The organism is Rhodococcus sp. FG69 (assembly GCF_057808915.1).
This window is the reverse complement of record NZ_JBMDIX010000029.1, coordinates 1-16,935: the sequence shown is the minus strand read 5'-3', so window position 1 is coordinate 16,935 and position 16,935 is coordinate 1. Positions and strand designations below refer to the sequence as shown.

Genomic DNA, 16,935 nt, shown 5'->3' with positions numbered 1-16,935 from the left:
TCGATCAAGTGCCCGCGCTAGGCTCGCACGGACGAATGGAGAGTTTTTCGATGACGATCAAGTTCGGCTCGTGCAATCTCTGCGAGGCGATGTGCGGCCTCGAGTTCACCGTCGAGGAGAACACCGTCACGTCCGTCCGCGGCGACAAGCTGGATCCGCTCTCCCGTGGACACATCTGCCCCAAGGCGGTCTCCTTGATCGATCTGCACGACGATCCTGATCGCTTGATCAAGCCGGTACGTCGTACCGACAGCGGGTGGCAGGAGATCGAATGGGACGAGGCCTACGACCTCGTGGCCAAGGGTCTGGCGTCGACTCGTAAGAAGCACGGTTCCAATGCGGTCGGCATCTATCAGGGCAACCCCAATGTGCACAGCCTTGGCGCGATGACGCACGGAATCCCGTTCACGTCGATGCTGCGAACAAAGAACCGCTACTCGGCGACATCCCTGGACCAGCTTCCCCACCAACTCGTCAACCATCTTCTGTACGGTCACCAGCTCGCACTTCCGATCCCGGACATCGACCGAACCGACTTCTTCCTCGTACTGGGCGGAAACCCGATGGCATCGAACGGCTCGATGATGACGGTGCCCGATTTCGCGAACCGCGTCCGTGACCTCAAGGCACGAGGGGGCAAGCTGGTCGTGATCGACCCTCGCCGGTCCGAGACTGCCGATGTTGCGGACGTTCACCACTTCGTCAGGCCAGGAACCGACGCGCTGCTCCTGCTTGCATTGATCAACTCGATAGTCGGCTCGGGCAAGACACGAACCGCGGACTACGTCGACGGCGAAGCCGAGATAGCCTCGCTCGTTGCCGATTTCACGCCAGCGTCGGTGGCGCCCGTCGTCGGAATCTCCGCCGAGGACATCACAACGCTCGCAATGGACTTCGCCGCAGCGGACGCTGCCGTCGCGTACGGACGGATGGGCGTCTCCACGCAGCAGTTCGGCACCGTGTGCCAGTGGGCAATTCAGGTGCTCAACATTCTCACCGGCAATCTGGACCGCGTCGGCGGTGCGATGCTGACCGATCCCGCCATCGATCTTGTCGAGAAGAACATCGTCGGCAGAGGTCACTTCGACAAGTGGCGCTCGCGCGTGCGTGACTTGCCGGAGTTCGCGGGTGAATTTCCGTGCTCGACGATGGTGGACGAGATGACGACGCCGGGTGACGGCCGGATCCGGGCGATGGCCGTGTTCTCCGGCAATCCCGTGCTGTCGATGCCGGGCGGCGAGAAGCTCGATCGAGCGTTCGCAGAGCTGGACTTCATGGTGTCCTTCGACTTCTACATCAATGAGACATCCCGACACGCGGACGTGATCCTGCCGCCGACGATGACCCTCGAACGCGACCACTACGACCTGATCTTCCAGGCCTTCGCCGTGCGCAACACTGCGAAGTTCATGCCCGCCGTCCTGACCAGGAAGGCTGGCGCCAAAGCCGATTGGGAGATCTTCCGCGACCTCGCCGTCCGCTATCAGGCGGCCCTCGCAGGGTCCACCCTCGGTGCGCTTCGTGCGCGCCTGACCCCCAAATCCATTGTCACCGAGGCTCGCCTGCGCCTCTCTCCCCGCCGAACCGTCGACGTGTTACTTCGCAATCACCGCAAAGGCCTGTCGGTCGCGAAGCTCGCGAAGTCTCCACACGGCGTGGACCTCGGCCCACTCGTGCCCGGTCTTCCGCGCAAGCTCCGCACTCGAAACAAGCGGATTCAACTCGTACAGGACATCATCGTCGGCGAACTCCCCGCGCTGCACGATCTGATGACCACCACCGAGGTCCCGACCGACGGGCAACTGCTGATGATCGGTCGTCGACATCTGCGCAGCAACAACTCGTGGATGCACAACGCACCGCGGCTCACCAAGGGCAAACCTCGCCACCAATTGCTCGCGCATCCCGATGATCTGACGGCACGCGGCATCGAGGACGGCTCGCTTGTCGCCGTGACATCGGCTGCGGGAGCGGTCGAGATCGAGGTGATCGCCACCGACCGGATGATGCCGGGCGTGGTCAGCATGCCGCACGGATTCGGCCATCAGCGCAAGGGAGTCGAACTCTCGGTTGCATCGACGGTGGTGGGAGCGAGCGCCAACGACATCACCGATCCGCAGAAAGTGGATGCAGTGTCGGCCAATGCGATCCTCAACGGGGTACCGGTGACCATCGCGGCCGTATGACGACCCCTCCGAGGGGTCCTCGACAGGCGATTCGGTAGCATTCGTAACCGCTCGCCACGCGCGAGAATGGGGCGGTAGCTCAGTCGGTTAGAGCCGTGGACTCATAATCCATTGGTCGCGGGTTCGAGCCCCGCCCGCCCCACAACTTTCGGTCCTCACGGAACAACGGTGACCGGCCAACGGCCGGCTTTGACCAGTCTCACTGCGACCGAGCCGAACATTCGGTGACCAGCATGCTCCGACGCACCGACGACGATGGCATCCGCCCGCAGTTCCTCGGCGACCGCGACGATTCCGTTGTAGGGATCTCCTGTGGCAGTGCGGAATTCCCATTTGGGTACGTCGGTGTGCGCCGCAGCCTTTTCGATGTAGGCGAGCAACTCGTCGGCGATCTCCTTGCCGGTCTCGACGAGGGAAATGCCGGCCTGCCCCCATGCTGCGGTGGCCAGAGGTTGTACATAGACGAGCACGAGCAGCGATCCTTGACGCCTCGACAGTCCCGCCGCGTACGCCGCCGCCTTCCACGACGACTCCGAGCCGTCGATTCCGGCAAGAATGACCTTCGGCCCGTCGACTCCGTATTCGAACGCGTGCGATTCATCCATTGACGAAAGGCTACTCAGCGGGCCGCAAGAGCAAATATTCGATACCCACCCCACCTGATCGAGCGGGTTCTAGTCTGGTGTCGTTCGGGGCACTCTGACGAGAGGCAACACGCGATGACATCGATTGGCCGAATCGCTACCGTCGGACTCTGCTGTATCGCAGTGGCCGGGCTGTCCCCCGCGCTTGCCGGGGCGACACCGCCGTCCGGGGTCACTGCGGAGACTCTCGCCCACGTGTCCTTCCCGCTGATTCCCGGTAGCGCCGATATTGCGGGCACCGACTTCACCGCCCGCAAGATCACGATCGCACCTGGCGGGACAACCGGTTGGCACTACCACGACGGTCCGGTCTACGCATTCGTCGAGCAGGGCGTTCTCACGAGAACCCTGCACGACTGCACGCAGGTCTCTACACCGGCAGGCCAGGTCATCGCCGAGGAAGTAGGCGCTGATCACATACACGAGGGCACCAATCTCGGCACAGTTCCGGTGGTCCTCTACGCCGCGTACATCGAACCTCCCGGCAAGCCGTTCGCCGAGGATGCACCAGCCCCACCGTGCGCAGCCACTGCCTAGTGAACCTCGACTACTGAGCACTGCGTACTCTGATTGGTCGAAGGCTGGCATATTTCCCAGTCCAGAGCGGCGCAACATGCCGTTATGGGCCTTCGCATCGACCCGAACGGAGTATCCATGGAGGAAAAATCGCTGGCAAGCGCGACAGCGTCTGCCGATCCCGCGACCGTCTTTGCAGCATTGGCGGACATCGTCTATCGAGGCTCCAGCGCAGAAGAGATCTACACGGCCATCTGTGTGGCGGCGACTCTGCTCGTGCCGGGTTGTGACCATGCCAGCCTGATGCTCGTCAACCGGGGTCAGCCGCTGACTGTCGCGGCGTCCGATCAAGTTGCCCGTACCGTCGACGACATCGAACGTGCAACGGGCGAAGGACCGTGCCTCGACGCAATCGAGAACGAGGCGGCGCAGATCGAATCGGATTTCCTTTCGCCCAGTGCGTGGCCTGCTCTGGCGAGAGGTGTCGTCACGCGCACGCCGGTTCGTGGAGCCATGGGATTCCGTTTGATGCTCGACCAGAAGAAGGTCGGCGCGATCAACCTGTTCAGTGACACACCGGGCGCATTCGATTCCGACACCGCCGACCACGCCATCATGTTGACGGCGTTCGCGGCCGTGACGGTGTCGGCAATCATCTCCGGTGAAGAGGCAAACACCCTGCGCCATGGTCTCCAAAGCAACCGTGAGATCGGCAAGGCCATCGGACTGATGATGGCGATGCACGACGTGTCCGACGATCAAGCATTCGAAATGCTACGCAAGACTTCTCAGGACATGAACGTCAAGATCGCGGCGCTCGCAACGTCTGTCGTGGAAGCACACAAGCGCAGCCTCGCTTAGCGATTCGCTTCACTCTCGCGCAGGCGGCCCTGGCGCGTCGACGCGCTTGGGAAGCGCGAACACCAGCAGCAGCGCCACCACACCGAACGACGCGCTGACTGCCATCGCGACCGATGCCGCATGCATGAATCCGCTTGCGACAGTGTCGGGTCCAGTGATGTTCAGAGACCCGAACAGCACGCTCCCGATGACGGCGATGCCGACAGCACTACCGATGCGCTGCATCGTCGAGATGACGCCGCTGGCGGCACCCGCGTCCTGCCGATCGACCGTTGCGACGATGAACTGCGCGTTCGGCGCGATGAACGCGCCGTTGCCCAGTCCTCCGATCAACAACGGCACCAACAGCTTCCAGTTGGTCAGCTCGGACGGATCGGTCGTGGCGAGCAGAATCCACATCCAGATCAAACTGACGGCCACCAAGGACGTTCCGAGCAGCAGAACGGTTCGACCAAGTCGTTGAGTGAGCTTGTTGCTCTGCGAGGAGGCGATGATGCTGCCGATGGCGAACGGAAGCATCACGGCGCCCGACGACAGCGCCGAGTTGCCGAGCCCGGACTGCCACAGCAACGACAGAGTGAAGAAGATGCTGGTGAAGGACGCGAAGTACACCAGGGCCAGGATCGTGCCGCCGGTGAACGCGGGATGCGCGAAGAGCTTCGGGGGAACCAATGGGTTGTGCCCGCGCTTGGTGTATCGAACCTCCCAGGCGCCGAAGGCTGCGATGAGCAGTGCACCGGCGGCGAGGGTGATGTACGTCCACACCGGCCAACCCTGATCCTGTCCCTCGATCAGCGGAACCAACAGCGCAACAAGTCCTGCGGTGACGAGCAGGAGTCCCACCCAGTCGATGCCGGTTTCGGACCGGGTCTCGGACTCGATCTCCGACCGGTTCGGTAGCAGGAAGGCAGCGGCAATCAGGCCTACCGCACCGATCGGCAGATTCACCCAGAAGACGCCGCGCCAGCCGTTTTCGTTGCCGAACGCCTCGATGATCAATCCGCCTGCGATCGGTCCGAGTGCCGTGGACACTCCGATGACGGCGCCCATGATGGCGAAGGCTTTGCCACGCACCTGGCCGGGAAACAGCAGCTGGATGAACGCGGTGACGGCGGGGACGAAGATGCCGCCAGCAAGTCCCTGGACGATTCTTGCGATCACCAGTTGAAGGTCGTTCTGTGCCAGACCACATGCGAAGCTGGCGACGGTGAACAGCGCGAGGCCTGCGAAGAAGACCCACTTGTGCCCGACGCGATCACCGATCTTGCCCGCGGGTATCAGGGCAAGGCCGAACGCAAGAGCGTAACCGGAGATGATCCACGACAGCGTCGCCTCGGACGCGTCGAGACTCGTCTCGATGGTAGGCAGCGCTACGTTCACGATCGTCGTGTCGAGAAGCGCCATGAACATACCGAGCAGCAGCACAATCAGCGCCTGCCAAGCCCGACGGGGCACCTCCACACCAGGTGCGGACGTGCGGGGGATGGACTCGGTCATGGTGTGTGTCAGTCCTTCGGTCGGTGCGGGTGCGGGAAGTGTGGTTGCGGGAAGTGCGTCCGAGTGCGCTCGTCCTCTACCACGTTCGGCAATGCCTGGACGAGGCTGTCGTGCCATTCGATCTCGGCCACAAGACGCTTCTCGCGATGTTCGAGCGCGAAGGTCTCGGCGAGGGACAGGTGCGGGCGTGCCCGGGAATTCGCTTCCCGGGTCGTGCGCAACAGTTCTTTCAACAGGTCGACTCTGGCCGCGATGAGCTCTGGAAGTCGGTCGAGACGATCCGGATCGAGCCTGGTGAGCGCTAGATCGAATGGATCTGGACGCAGAACGTAACCGGTCAAGCCTTCGAGTCGCAGCGCGTCGAGGGCTCGACGGCCGGACTCGGTGATTGCGTACACCTGCCGCGCCGGGAAGTTCCCCTCTTGTTCGGTCCGAACGTCGGTGATCAGAGCCTCCGAATGCAGGCGCTTCAATGCCCCGTAGAGGCTCCCCACCGAGATGTCGGTCCACATATGAACGCGTTCTTCCTCGGCCAGCAGCTTGAGTTGATGTCCATGCATCTCTCCTCGCTGAGCGAGGGACCCGAGGATGTACAGGCGGATGGACGACACGCGACTACTCTCACACGACTAGTCGCGGATGTCAAAGCCCTGACCAGCGCATATGTCCTATTCGTCACATTCTGTCGGTTGCACCTTGGGTGAAACTCCGAAAACATCACGGGCGTTCAGGACTGACGGTGAGGACAACGTCACGTCGGGCTAACGGACGTGTCATCGACTCGAATCCTGCGCTGAGGATGGTGGGTGTCGTGGGAACAGGAACAGTCGAGACCGGCGTGGACACCGTCAAGACGGTGTGCGCGTACTGCGGTGTCGGCTGCGGAATGACGTTGCAGATCAGCAAGCGTCCCGACGAGCCCGCGACCGTCGTCAAATCCGTCGGCGACAAATCACATCCCACCAACCTCGGGCGCCTGTGCACGAAGGGATCGACCACCTCGGACATGCTCGCGGCACCGGGCCGACTCGAGACCGCCCGAACCCGCGCTTCCCGAGGCGACGACTTCGAATCAGCCGACACCGCGTCGACCATCGCCAGTACCGCGAAGAAGCTGCGAGCAATCCTCGACGAACACGGTCCGGACGCGCTCGGTCTCTATGTGTCGGGACAGATGTCCTTCGAGGCGCAATACCTCTCGAACAAGCTCGCGAAAGGGTTCATCGGCACCAACCAGATCGAATCGAATTCACGCTTGTGCATGGCCAGTGCAGGCACCGGATACAAGTTGTCGCTCGGGGCGGACGGCCCACCCGGGTCGTACGACGACTTCGATCACGCCGACGTCTTCTTGGTGACCGGCGCCAACATGGCCGACTGCCATCCGATTCTGTTCCTACGAATGATGGACCGTGTCAAGCAGGGCGCCAAGTTGATCGTCGTCGACCCCCGCCGAAACGCCACCGCGGACAAAGCCCACCTTCACCTGCAGATCGCACCCGGAACCGATCTCGATCTGCTCAACGGTCTTCTCCACCTGCTCGTCGCCAACGGGCACACCGATCAGGATTTCATCGACGAGTTCACCGATGGCTGGGACGCCATGGAGGACTTCCTCCCCGACTACACACCGAGACTGGTCAGCGCAAAGACCGGTATACCGGAGGAGTCGATTCGCACTGCCGCACGGTGGATCGGCGAGTCCGACAACTGGATGAGTTGCTGGACAATGGGCCTGAACCAGTCCACGCACGGCACCTGGAACACCAATGCACTGGTCAACCTCCACCTCGCCACGGGTGCCATCTGTCGCACCGGCAGTGGGCCGTTCTCCCTCACCGGGCAACCGAATGCCATGGGCGGGCGCGAGATGGGGTACATGGGGCCAGGGCTTCCCGGACAACGCGCAGTCCTGTCGGCGGACGATCGCGCATTCGTCGAGGAGAAGTGGAATCTCCCCGCCGGGACGTTGCGCACCGATGTCGGCGGTGGCACCATCGACTTGTTTTCACGGATGGCCGACGGTGACATCAAGGCCTGCTGGGTGATCTGCACCAATCCCGTTGCCTCGGTTGCCAATAGAAGAACTGTAATCGCAGGCCTCGAACGTGCCGAATTGGTGATCACTCAGGACGCATTCGCGGACACCGAGACCAACGGATACGCGGACGTCGTACTGCCCGCCTCACTGTGGACCGAGTCCGAGGGCGTCATGATCAACTCCGAACGCACACTCACCCTGTTCCAGAAGGCCGTGGACGCGCCCGGACAAGCGATGCCGGACTGGCAGATCATTGCAATGATGGCGTGCGAACTCGGCTATGCAGAGGACTTCACGTACTCCAGCGCCGAAGAGATCTTCGAGGAGATCAAGGGCTTCTCCAACCCTCGCACCGGCTACGACCTGCGCGGTGCGACGTACTCGCGTCTGCGCGACACGCCACTGCAGTGGCCGTGCCCTCCGGAAGACGTCGACGACGACGACCGGCACCCGATCAGATACCTGAACGACGGAATCAGTCAGACGCTGCGAACGCACGAGGACGGAACCGTCCCGAAATTGTCGTTCCCGACTCCGACCGGACGCGCGCAGTTCTTCGCCCGCCCCTCGATGGCACCGGCTGAGATGCCCGACGACGACTACCCGTTCCTGCTCAACACCGGGCGCCTGCAACATCAGTGGCACACGATGACCAAAACGGGAAAGGTCGACAAACTCAACAAGCTGAACCCCGGCCCGTTCGTCGAGATTCACCCCACCGACGCCACACGACTCGAAATCGCTGCCGGTGACCGTATCGAGGTTGCGTCACGTCGTGGTCGAGCGGTACTCCCCGCCGTCGTAAGCGACCGTGTCCGACCGGGAGATTGCTTCGCGCCGTTCCACTGGAACGACCTGTTCGGCGAATACCTGTCGATCAATGCGGTCACCAACGACGCCATCGATCCGCTCTCGCAGCAGCCGGAGTTCAAAGTGTGCGCTGTGACGTTGACGAAAGTAGCTGCTGCACAACCGACATCGAATCCCGGAGTGTCCACGACATCCATGTCGCCGATCGACGCACTCGCCGAGCTCGTCGGCGAGTGCGCAGGCCCTCCCCTGCCCCTTCCGGTCGTCGAGCAGCGTTTCATCGCCGGACTACTCGCGGGTCTACGAGCTGATGCGGCCTCCCCGGGTGTACCTACGCTGCCGGCATCCACGCCGCTGTCGACGGAGACTCAGGCATGGCTCGAAGGGATGCTCGCCGGACTGTTCTCTCGGCACGCAGCCGCCCCAGTGCCCGACGCGCAGGAAGACACGAAACAGGTACTTGTCCTGTGGGCGTCGCAGACCGGTAACGCCGAGGAATTCGCGTTCGGCTGCGTCGAACAGCTCCGAAGCGCCGGGATGACGGTCCGAGAGCACGTCATGGAAGACTTCTCGCCGTCCGAGTTGACCGACTACAGCGACGTGTTGTTGATCAGCAGCACGACCGGTGACGGTGAAGCGCCCGACAACGGGACGACGTTCCTCGACGGCCTGTCCGGTGATTCAGCACCGGATCTGAGCGGCATCCGGTTCTCGGTGCTCGCATTCGGTGATTCGAGCTATGCCGATTTCTGCGGCAACGGTCGACGCCTCGACAGTCGATTCGCCGAACTCGGCGCCGCGCGACTCGTCGGCCGCGTGGACTGCGAGCCGGACCACGAGGAAGCGTCGTCGACGTGGCTCGAGCGGGTGCTCTCGAAGCTAGCGCCGTCCGACGCCCCCAGCACGGCACTCGCGCAGTCTCGTCTTCCAGCCGCCACCACGTACGGCAAGAAGGCACCCCTTCCCACCGCGCTCGTGCGCAACACTCCGCTGAACGCGCCCGGGTCGACGAAAGACGTGCGCCAGTTCGGTTTTCACCTTCCCGAGGGCACACTGAGCTACGAGGCCGGCGACGCTCTTGGTGTGTGGCCGCGCAACAGCGATGCGCTCGTCGACGAATGGCTCCAAGCGACCGGGCTGGGTGGAGACACCGTCGTCGACATCGCGGGGCATGAGTCGATGCCGCTCCGGTTGGCACTGCGCGATCGGCTCGAGATCGCCAAGGCAACACCCGACCTTCTCCGATTCGTCCAAACTCGCACCCGGGACGCAGATCTCGAGCGGCTGCTGATGCCCGAGAACAAGGGCGCGTTGGCGGATTGGGTGTGGGGACGTCAATCCATCGACGTCCTGACCCATGCGCCGGTGCGCGCCGGCGTCGACGACTGGCTGACGGTACTGAAACCTCTTCAACCGCGACTGTATTCGATCTCTTCGAGCCCCAAGGAGAATCCGAACGAGGTGCAGTTGACGGTATCGACCGTGCGCTACAACGTGCACGGCGTGCCGCGGCGTGGGGTGTGCTCGACGTATCTGGCCGATCACGCCGCGGGCGAGGACGTCGGGATCTTCGTGCAGAAGTCGTCGCACTTCAAGCCACCCGAGGATCCGGCCGTACCCATGATCATGGTGGGGCCAGGAACCGGCGTGGCGCCATTCCGGGCGTTCCTCCATGAGCGACGCGCACTCGGCCACTCAGGACCGAACTGGCTGTTCTTCGGCGAGCAGCATGCGGCAACCGATTTCTACTATCGCGACGAACTGACGAGCATGCTCGACGGTGGATCTCTGGCGCGTCTCGATGTGGCGTTCTCACGTGACCAATCATCGAAGGTCTACGTGCAGGATCGAATGACCGAGAACGGCGCAGAGGTGTGGAAATGGCTCCAGCAGGGGGCTCACTTCTACGTGTGCGGCGACGCGACGCGCATGGCCAAGGACGTCGACAACGCACTGAAAGGCATTGTCGCTCAACACGGAAAGCTCGCCCCGTCGAGCGCCGAGGCGTACGTGAGGGCCCTCTCGGCCGAGAAGCGGTACGTCCGGGACGTGTACTGAGGTAAGCGAGTGACGCAGTGTCCGCGAGGTGACTAGTGTCGCCTCCATGACCACACTGATCGACCGTCCGAACACAGCATTGCTCGTAGTCGATGTCCAGAACGATGTCATGGCCTCCTCGATCGAGTCCGACGCCGTTGTGTCGCGAATCGCCGAACTGGTTGCGAAGGCGCGAACGGCGGCAGTTCCGATCGTATGGATCCAACATTCGTCCGAGGAGCTGGCCCTGGGGTCGGCGGGGTGGGAATACGTTCCCGAGCTCACCAGAGACCCTTCCGAACCCCTGATCCACAAGACGTTCGGCGACTCGTTCGAGGAAACCGAGCTTGAATCCGTCCTCGCCGAGCTGGCCGTCGGCGCACTCGTGGTAGCCGGTGCACAAACCGATTTCTGTATCCGCAGCACATTGCACGGCGCCCTCGCCCGCGGCTACGACGCCACTCTCGTCAGCGATGCGCACACAACCGAGGACCTGAGCAAGTGGGGCGCTCCCCCTCCGGCGCAGGTCATCGCGCACACCAACCTGTACTGGGACAATCAGCGAGCTCCGGGCAGGACGACCGGCGCGATACGGGCCGAGGACATCCGTTTCGATCGGTAGATCCAAGTCGACTCCAAGCGGACGACAAGGACGCCCGGGCACTGTCTTCGAACGACACATCCGTCGTTCGAAGGAAGGCTCGTCATGGATATCGGAATCTGCTTGCCCCAGCTCGGCCCGCACTGCGATGGCAGCCGGGTCGCCGAATTCGCACACACGGCAGAACAGCTCGGCTATCGCTCTCTGTGGGTCGGCGACCGAGTGCTCACTCCGCTGCACCCCACTGACCTGTACCCGGTGGGTGGCACACCGCAGAATCCATATCCACCCGAATTCACTGCGGCACTCGACCCGTTCGTCGCGCTGACGGCAGCGGCAGTCGCCACCGACCATGTCCGCCTGGCCACCAGCACGGTCAATGCGACGTGGCATCACCCTCTGCTCTTCGCTCGTTCGGTCAGCAGTCTCGACGCCGTCGCCCAGGGTCGGCTGACGCTCGGACTGGGGCTGGGGTGGATGCGGGACGAGTATCTCGCCCTCGGACTGCCGTGGACAGGCAAAGCGCAACGACTCGACGAGACACTCGACGCTCTGCATGTGCTGTGGACCACGAATCCCGTCGAGTACCACGGAAAACACTTCGACATTCCGCTGTCCGCAGTCGATCTCCGACCGACCCAGCCCGGCGGCCCGCCGATCATGCTTGCTGGATTCAGCGTCGCGGCTCTACGTCGAATCGGTAGACGCGCCGCCGGCTGGATCAACTTGTGGGGCATGCCTGCCGAGTATGTGGCCCACCTGTGGTCGTGTGCACGGTCTGCCGCGGTCGATGCCGGACGAGATCCGGATGTACTGCGACGAGATACACGCGTCAATGTCGAAGCGGGACAGAGTCTCCACTCGCTGAGATCCACGGTCGACACCCTGGCTGCAGACGGTGTGGACGGAGTGTTTTTCGATCTCCACTATTCGACAGGTTCGGTGAACGAAGCGATCGACGTCGCGTCCGAGTTGGCAGAGTTACTTCAGATCGGTCTGTCGGATCACCGGTCGCCCAGGAAGGCCGTGGCCACCGCCGCGGGCGCGAAGACCAGCCAACCATCGGTGAGCAGTTCGCGTAGCTCCTCTGTGTCCGCAGCTTCCACCTGAACCAGGACCGCCGAGAAGCCGTCGAAATGGCTTATCGTGAAGCATGATTTCGGATGCGCCGTCAGGATCGCTTCCTTGTCCCCCAGATCCTCGGTGCGGATTCCCAGAATCGGTCCCGACGGAGGCGACTCGTCCCCGAATCGCTTGATATCAGCTTTGCTGAACGGCCGCTCCCACGCGAAGACTTTGCCGCCGACCGACCATGCTCTGTTTCCGTAGCTTGTACCGGTGGACACCTCGGGCAGCTCGCTCACCAATCGTTCCACGTCGTCCAGCGTCGCCATGGCTCGAGGATAGTGCGCGTACCTAGCCGGCGTAGCTGGAAATCTGAATGAGGTTGCCACAGGTGTCGTCGAACGTCGCAACCGTGACCGGGCCCATCTCGGTTGGCTTCTGAGTGAACACGACGCCGAGAGCGAGGAGACGTTCGTATTCGGCGTACACGTCCTCGACGGCGAACGAGGTTGCGGGAATGCCGTCTTCCATGAGCGCATCCCGGAACGGCTTGACTGCAGGATGCTCGGCCGGTTCGAGTCCGAGTTCCGGGCCGTCCTCGTTGCCGGGGCTCACCAGGGTGAGCCACGAGTGTTCCCCCAAAGGAATCTCGTGCTTGACCACGAAACCGAGGATCTCGGTGTAGAAGTCACGGGCTTTGTTCTGATCGGTGACCATCAGACTGGAGATGTAGATCTTCATAACAGTTCCTTCGGCTCAGTGTGATTCGGTTCAGGGTGATTCGGGGAGGTCCATCTCTCGGCGATACGTGCAAGCGGCGCGGTGTCGAGAAAGTGAAACTTGTAGCGGCCCTTACGTTCCACTCGGACGAGCCCCGCCGCTTCGAGGACATCCAAGTGCTGCGAGACCGCTTGCCTCGACGAGGACATGCCGTGTATCGAGATCAACCTGGTGCACAGCTCGAACAATGTCTGCTCGTCCCTGAGAACCAACTCGTCGAGGATCACTCGACGGGTCGGGTCGGACAAGGCTTTGAACAACTCGGCGACTCCCGGCTCCTCGGGCATACATGGACAATAGGCAAGTAACTGCTTGCATGTCAATGGACGGCTAACGTCGGAGTCATGGCCGAGCAACCCGAGTACAGCGACGACGGACGATACATCGTGATCGAAGGCCGCCGTTGGCGTGCGACCGACCCCGCCATCCCAGAGGAACGGGGCGCCGAATTGCGATCGATCTTGATGGCCTGGAGGCGCGACGTCCGCGTGACGAACGGCGCGCCAGAGTCGCGAGCCGGTGTACAAGCAGCCAAAGTCGCCCTAGGCGAACGAGGTACACCCTGGTGGGAACAAACCGACGACGAGCGGCGTGCTCGATGGGAAACCGAAGTCCCACGCCCGGAAAGCTAGCCGGTCACTCTCCTGTTCGGTACAACCGCCAGAACCAGAAGGCCGACGCGGCGAACATCAGCCCGCCCGATCCATATGCGCCCACCACGATCAGGCACGCCCCCACCCCGCACAGCAGAACGATTGCCGCCAGCTGTAGACCATCGCCCCACTCCACAGCATCCGAGCTTAGACCGATATTCGGCGCCCGGAGGCTCGGCATACGTGGCGGGTTCGATGCTTCAGCGGGCGGTTCCCGATCTACCGGACATGTGCTCGCGCATTCGCTGATAGCCTCGGCCGATCGCGTCGACATCGTCCACCGAAAGGAGATCGAACATGTTCTCCCGCACGGCTGCTACGTGACCCGGGCTGGCCGCCGTCAGCTTTGCCATACCGGCATCGGTCAGCGCGGCGGACATTCCGCGCTTGTCGTCTTCGAACTTGACGCGAACAACCCAGCCGGCGTCCACCAAGCGGCTGGTTGCACGAGTAACCCCGCTTCGGGTGGTGGTGACAGCATCCGCCAGTTCACTCATGCGGAGCCGTCGTTCCGGCGCCTCGGACAACACGACGAGCAACTCGAAATCGCTGAACGAGATGCCGGCGTCACGGATCAGTTGGTTGTCCAGCGTGCGAACGAGGAGCCGTGTCGCTTCGAGGTACGCGCGCCAGGCGTGCTGCTCGTGAGGTTCGAGCCATCGCGTCGCGTTCATGACCGAAAGCATATTCGTCATATAATTGACACGGCAACTATCCGCGCTGCCCGGAGCGCGCCACCACGAGGAGTTCGGCCATGAGCACGACAGACGAGAACCGACGTTCCCTGCATCACGCGAACGAACGCGAACGAATCAAGGCCCAGTATCTAGTTCCCAAGAGTGAACGTCCGACATCGTCCGCGCGCGGACTGCACCACACGGCACTGATCAGCAGTGACGTCCAGCGAACGGTGGAGTTCTATCAGGGCGTGTTGGAGTTCCCGCTGACGGAATTGATCGAGAACCGCGACTACCCGGGGTCGTCGCACTTCTTCTTCGACATCGGCCATGGCAACCTCCTCGCATTCTTCGACTTTCCGGGGTTGGACGTCGGGCCGTATCAGGAAGTACTCGGCGGACTGCACCACGTAGCAATCAGCGTCGAACCGGACCGCTGGGAGAAGCTGCGCGCCAAGTTGATCGATGCCGGCATCGAACTGGCCGAGCACAGCGAGGTATCGCTCTATTTCCGCGACCCCGACGGCGCCCGCATCGAACTGATTGCCGATCCGCTCGGCGAGATGTACGGAAATCACGTGCTGTGAAGGGCATTCCGGGGCAGGACATCGGGCCGACGGTCACCGAGTTGCTGGCGGAGTTGGCCTCGCTCGACGACCCCAAGTTCCGACAGGTCAATGCCAAGCACGGTGACGACCACGGTGTGAATCTCAGCGCGCTGCGCGCGATCGCCAGGCGATTGAAGACCCAGCACGAACTTGCACGCGCGTTGTGGGCCACCGAAGACACCGCAGCGAGACTCCTGGCGCTGCTGATCTGTCGCCCCAAGCTGTACGAGCGTGACGAGTTGGACTCCATGATTCGGGACGCACGCACTCCGAAGGTGCACGACTGGCTCGTCAATTACGCAGTGAAGAAGAATCCGCATTCGGAGGAACTACGCCTACTGTGGATCGATGATCCGGATGCGGCCGTCGCCAGCGCCGGTTGGGCGCTGACGACGGATCGAGTCGCGAAACGTCCCGACGGTCTTGACCTTTCATCGCTACTCGACGTCATCGAGTCAGACATGAAAGACGCACCCGACCGCTTGCAGTGGGCGATAAACCATTGCCTCGCGCAGATCGGCATCGAGCACGCCGACCTCCGGGCTCGCGCACTCGACATCGGGGAACGGTTGAAGGTGCTCGAGGACTACCCAACGCCCCCGAACTGCACTTCACCCTTCGCTCCGACCTGGATCAACGAAATGGTGAGCCGGCGATCCTGACCCGCAGGTCACGCACGCCCGAAGTGGGCGATCGTGTCGCGCACCAAACCGTCGAGAAGGACCTTCTTGTTCAGTGGTTGAGTCACGGCCAACAGGACCCCCAGGCCAGGCCTGGCCTCCAAGGCGAAACGCCAGACGAACCGACAGCCGGTCGCGGTAGGAGTGATCTGGTAGTCCTCCGCAAACACTCCGAAGAGCGGCAGGCTCGCACTCTCGACGTAGAACGAATGACGCCGATTGCTCTCATCCCATTCGAAGAACCGCTCGTTCAAGCGCAGGAGCCGAGCGACGACGACGTTGCGAGTAGTTCCGCTCCCGAACGGGCGGCCGGAGGTGTACTGCCCCTTCAACGCCGAACACCACGCCAACGGCTGGTCTGCCGTGAGGCCGGCCCAGACGGTGTCCGCATCCGCCGCGAGGTCCAGCGTGTACGTGTAGGTGTACTTCGCCGTCTCGAAAATGCTGTGGTCGGATACCGGCTGCAAGCGAAAGCGAGCCATCGAACAACCCCTTTCCGGGGACATCGTCGCGTGAATGGTCCGCCCCATCAGATCAGAGAGCGTCGGTGTGCGTTCGGTCGGTCCGGCCACTGCGACGACTTCTACTTCTTGGGGACTCGCAGGATCAGTGCATCACCCTGACCACCGCCACCACACAACGCCGCCGCACCGACACCACCACCACGCCGCGCCAACTCCAATGCCACATGCAACGCAATCCGCGCACCCGACATCCCCAACGGATGCCCGATCGCAATCGCACCACCATTGACATTGACCCGATCCTCCGCGATACCCAACTCACGCATCGACGCAATACCCACCGCAGCAAACGCCTCGTTGATCTCCACCACATCCAAATCCACCGGATCGATCCCCTCCCGCGCACACGCCTTCACAATCGCCCGCGCCGGCTGCGACTGCAACGACGAATCCGGACCCGCCACCACCCCATGCGCACCGATCTCCGCCAACCACTCGAGCCCCAAACTCTCCGCCTTCGCCCGACTCATCACCACCACCGCACACGCACCATCATTGATCGTCGACGCATTACCCGCCGTGATCGTCCCCGACGCACTGAACGCCGGACGCAACCTCCCCAACGACTCCACCGTCGTATCCCCGCGGATCCCCTCATCCTGCGCAAACACCACCGGATCACCCTTACGCTGCGGAACCTCTACCGGCACCACCTCATCGTCGAACACCCCGTTCTTCCACGCCGCAGCCGCACGCTGATGCGACGCCGCCGCAAACGCATCCTGCTCCTCACGACTACACGCCACCGCACCCTC

19 protein-coding genes and 1 tRNA gene are annotated in these 16,935 nt (G+C 62.7%); 10 read left to right on the top strand and 10 right to left on the bottom strand.

From position 1 onward, the window contains the following. The first annotated feature begins 50 nt into the window (after nt 1-50). A complete protein-coding gene (locus ACODSO_RS20515) occupies nt 51-2,186 on the top strand; it encodes a molybdopterin-dependent oxidoreductase (RefSeq protein ID WP_489038567.1) in 2,136 nt (711 codons plus the stop codon). Between the two features lie 68 nt (nt 2,187-2,254). Next, nucleotides 2,255-2,328: transfer RNA gene (locus ACODSO_RS20510), tRNA-Ile, on the top strand. 13 nt (nt 2,329-2,341) lie between these two features. Here ACODSO_RS20510 and ACODSO_RS20505 read toward each other — a convergent pair. Beyond that, entirely contained in the window at nt 2,342-2,791 is a 450-nt protein-coding gene (locus ACODSO_RS20505) for a universal stress protein (RefSeq protein ID WP_489038566.1), read from the bottom strand. A 114-nt stretch (nt 2,792-2,905) separates the two neighbouring features. Here ACODSO_RS20505 and ACODSO_RS20500 point away from each other — a divergent pair, with 114 nt between their 5' ends. After that, the gene (locus ACODSO_RS20500) at nt 2,906-3,367 is read left to right on the top strand and encodes a cupin domain-containing protein (RefSeq protein WP_489038565.1); all 462 of its coding nucleotides are present in this window, start codon (nt 2,906-2,908) and stop codon (nt 3,365-3,367) included. A 117-nt stretch (nt 3,368-3,484) separates the two neighbouring features. Next, entirely contained in the window at nt 3,485-4,207 is a 723-nt protein-coding gene (locus tag ACODSO_RS20495) for a GAF and ANTAR domain-containing protein (protein ID WP_489038564.1), read from the top strand. Nucleotides 4,208-4,216: 9 nt separating this feature from the next. Here ACODSO_RS20495 and ACODSO_RS20490 read toward each other — a convergent pair whose 3' ends face one another. Together ACODSO_RS20490 and ACODSO_RS20485 are read right to left on the bottom strand one after the other, a co-directional pair. Continuing rightward, nucleotides 4,217-5,704: an MFS transporter gene (locus ACODSO_RS20490; protein WP_489038563.1), complete on the bottom strand. Its 1,488-nt coding sequence runs from the start codon at nt 5,702-5,704 to the stop codon at nt 4,217-4,219. A gap of 8 nt (nt 5,705-5,712) precedes the next feature. Then, nucleotides 5,713-6,315, bottom strand: coding sequence for a PadR family transcriptional regulator (locus tag ACODSO_RS20485; RefSeq protein WP_489038562.1), 603 nt, complete (start codon nt 6,313-6,315; stop codon nt 5,713-5,715). 275 nt (nt 6,316-6,590) lie between these two features. Here ACODSO_RS20485 and ACODSO_RS20480 point away from each other — a divergent pair, with 275 nt between their 5' ends. From ACODSO_RS20480 to ACODSO_RS20470, 3 genes are all read left to right on the top strand, one after another. Beyond that, nucleotides 6,591-10,613, top strand: coding sequence for a bifunctional nitrate reductase/sulfite reductase flavoprotein subunit alpha (locus tag ACODSO_RS20480; protein WP_489038616.1), 4,023 nt, complete (start codon nt 6,591-6,593; stop codon nt 10,611-10,613). Between the two features lie 46 nt (nt 10,614-10,659). Beyond that, nucleotides 10,660-11,214 carry a cysteine hydrolase family protein gene (locus ACODSO_RS20475; RefSeq protein WP_489038561.1) on the top strand — a complete coding sequence of 185 codons (555 nt, stop codon included), beginning with the start codon at nt 10,660-10,662 and terminating at the stop codon, nt 11,212-11,214. 84 nt (nt 11,215-11,298) lie between these two features. Further along, a complete protein-coding gene (locus tag ACODSO_RS20470; protein WP_489038559.1) occupies nt 11,299-12,303 on the top strand; it encodes a TIGR03619 family F420-dependent LLM class oxidoreductase in 1,005 nt (334 codons plus the stop codon). Here ACODSO_RS20470 and ACODSO_RS20465 read toward each other — a convergent pair. The 3 genes from ACODSO_RS20465 to ACODSO_RS20455 are packed head-to-tail and all read right to left on the bottom strand — an operon-like array spanning nt 12,198 to nt 13,325. Further along, nucleotides 12,198-12,587, bottom strand: a complete 390-nt coding sequence (locus ACODSO_RS20465; RefSeq protein WP_489038558.1) for an MmcQ/YjbR family DNA-binding protein — start codon at nt 12,585-12,587, stop codon at nt 12,198-12,200. The two genes, ACODSO_RS20470 and ACODSO_RS20465, sit on opposite strands and share 106 nt — an antisense overlap. Nucleotides 12,588-12,609: 22 nt before the next feature. Beyond that, nucleotides 12,610-12,999 carry a VOC family protein gene (locus ACODSO_RS20460; RefSeq protein ID WP_489038557.1) on the bottom strand — a complete coding sequence of 130 codons (390 nt, stop codon included), beginning with the start codon at nt 12,997-12,999 and terminating at the stop codon, nt 12,610-12,612. Next, nucleotides 12,996-13,325 (bottom strand): ArsR/SmtB family transcription factor, encoded by a 330-nt coding sequence (locus ACODSO_RS20455; protein ID WP_489038556.1) that lies wholly within the window; start codon nt 13,323-13,325, stop codon nt 12,996-12,998. The genes ACODSO_RS20460 and ACODSO_RS20455 overlap by 4 nt, the downstream gene beginning before the upstream one ends. 57 nt (nt 13,326-13,382) lie before the next feature. Here ACODSO_RS20455 and ACODSO_RS20450 point away from each other — a divergent pair, with 57 nt between their 5' ends. Continuing rightward, nucleotides 13,383-13,670 (top strand): hypothetical protein, encoded by a 288-nt coding sequence (locus tag ACODSO_RS20450; protein ID WP_489038555.1) that lies wholly within the window; start codon nt 13,383-13,385, stop codon nt 13,668-13,670. A gap of 4 nt (nt 13,671-13,674) precedes the next feature. Here ACODSO_RS20450 and ACODSO_RS20445 read toward each other — a convergent pair whose 3' ends face one another. Further along, nucleotides 13,675-13,827: a hypothetical protein gene (locus ACODSO_RS20445; protein WP_489038553.1), complete on the bottom strand. Its 153-nt coding sequence runs from the start codon at nt 13,825-13,827 to the stop codon at nt 13,675-13,677. A 64-nt stretch (nt 13,828-13,891) separates the two neighbouring features. Further along, the gene (locus ACODSO_RS20440) at nt 13,892-14,365 is read right to left on the bottom strand and encodes a MarR family winged helix-turn-helix transcriptional regulator (protein ID WP_489038552.1); all 474 of its coding nucleotides are present in this window, start codon (nt 14,363-14,365) and stop codon (nt 13,892-13,894) included. 80 nt (nt 14,366-14,445) lie between these two features. Here ACODSO_RS20440 and ACODSO_RS20435 point away from each other — a divergent pair, with 80 nt between their 5' ends. Next, complete coding sequence (locus ACODSO_RS20435) at nt 14,446-14,955, top strand: VOC family protein (RefSeq protein ID WP_489038551.1); 510 nt, start codon at nt 14,446-14,448, stop codon at nt 14,953-14,955. 5 nt (nt 14,956-14,960) lie between these two features. Then, a complete protein-coding gene (locus ACODSO_RS20430) occupies nt 14,961-15,638 on the top strand; it encodes a DNA alkylation repair protein (protein ID WP_489038615.1) in 678 nt (225 codons plus the stop codon). Nucleotides 15,639-15,646: 8 nt separating this feature from the next. Here the strand turns inward: ACODSO_RS20430 and ACODSO_RS20425 are convergent, their stop codons facing one another. After that, nucleotides 15,647-16,138, bottom strand: coding sequence for an SRPBCC family protein (locus ACODSO_RS20425; protein ID WP_489038550.1), 492 nt, complete (start codon nt 16,136-16,138; stop codon nt 15,647-15,649). Between the two features lie 101 nt (nt 16,139-16,239). Next, nucleotides 16,240-16,935: acetyl-CoA C-acyltransferase (locus ACODSO_RS20420; protein ID WP_489038549.1), on the bottom strand; the 696-nt coding region annotated here is incomplete at its 5' end.

Coding starts and splice junctions, on each gene's coding strand:
- ACODSO_RS20515 (WP_489038567.1), top strand. CDS start 51: ATGACGATCAAGTTCGGCTCGTGCAATCTCTGCGAGGCGATGTGCGGC.
- ACODSO_RS20505 (WP_489038566.1), bottom strand. CDS start 2,791: ATGGATGAATCGCACGCGTTCGAATACGGAGTCGACGGGCCGAAGGTC.
- ACODSO_RS20500 (WP_489038565.1), top strand. CDS start 2,906: ATGACATCGATTGGCCGAATCGCTACCGTCGGACTCTGCTGTATCGCA.
- ACODSO_RS20495 (WP_489038564.1), top strand. CDS start 3,485: ATGGAGGAAAAATCGCTGGCAAGCGCGACAGCGTCTGCCGATCCCGCG.
- ACODSO_RS20490 (WP_489038563.1), bottom strand. CDS start 5,704: ATGACCGAGTCCATCCCCCGCACGTCCGCACCTGGTGTGGAGGTGCCC.
- ACODSO_RS20480 (WP_489038616.1), top strand. CDS start 6,591: ATGACGTTGCAGATCAGCAAGCGTCCCGACGAGCCCGCGACCGTCGTC.
- ACODSO_RS20475 (WP_489038561.1), top strand. CDS start 10,660: ATGACCACACTGATCGACCGTCCGAACACAGCATTGCTCGTAGTCGAT.
- ACODSO_RS20470 (WP_489038559.1), top strand. CDS start 11,299: ATGGATATCGGAATCTGCTTGCCCCAGCTCGGCCCGCACTGCGATGGC.
- ACODSO_RS20465 (WP_489038558.1), bottom strand. CDS start 12,587: ATGGCGACGCTGGACGACGTGGAACGATTGGTGAGCGAGCTGCCCGAG.
- ACODSO_RS20460 (WP_489038557.1), bottom strand. CDS start 12,999: ATGAAGATCTACATCTCCAGTCTGATGGTCACCGATCAGAACAAAGCC.
- ACODSO_RS20455 (WP_489038556.1), bottom strand. CDS start 13,325: ATGCCCGAGGAGCCGGGAGTCGCCGAGTTGTTCAAAGCCTTGTCCGAC.
- ACODSO_RS20450 (WP_489038555.1), top strand. CDS start 13,383: ATGGCCGAGCAACCCGAGTACAGCGACGACGGACGATACATCGTGATC.
- ACODSO_RS20440 (WP_489038552.1), bottom strand. CDS start 14,365: ATGAACGCGACGCGATGGCTCGAACCTCACGAGCAGCACGCCTGGCGC.
- ACODSO_RS20435 (WP_489038551.1), top strand. CDS start 14,446: ATGAGCACGACAGACGAGAACCGACGTTCCCTGCATCACGCGAACGAA.
- ACODSO_RS20425 (WP_489038550.1), bottom strand. CDS start 16,138: ATGGCTCGCTTTCGCTTGCAGCCGGTATCCGACCACAGCATTTTCGAG.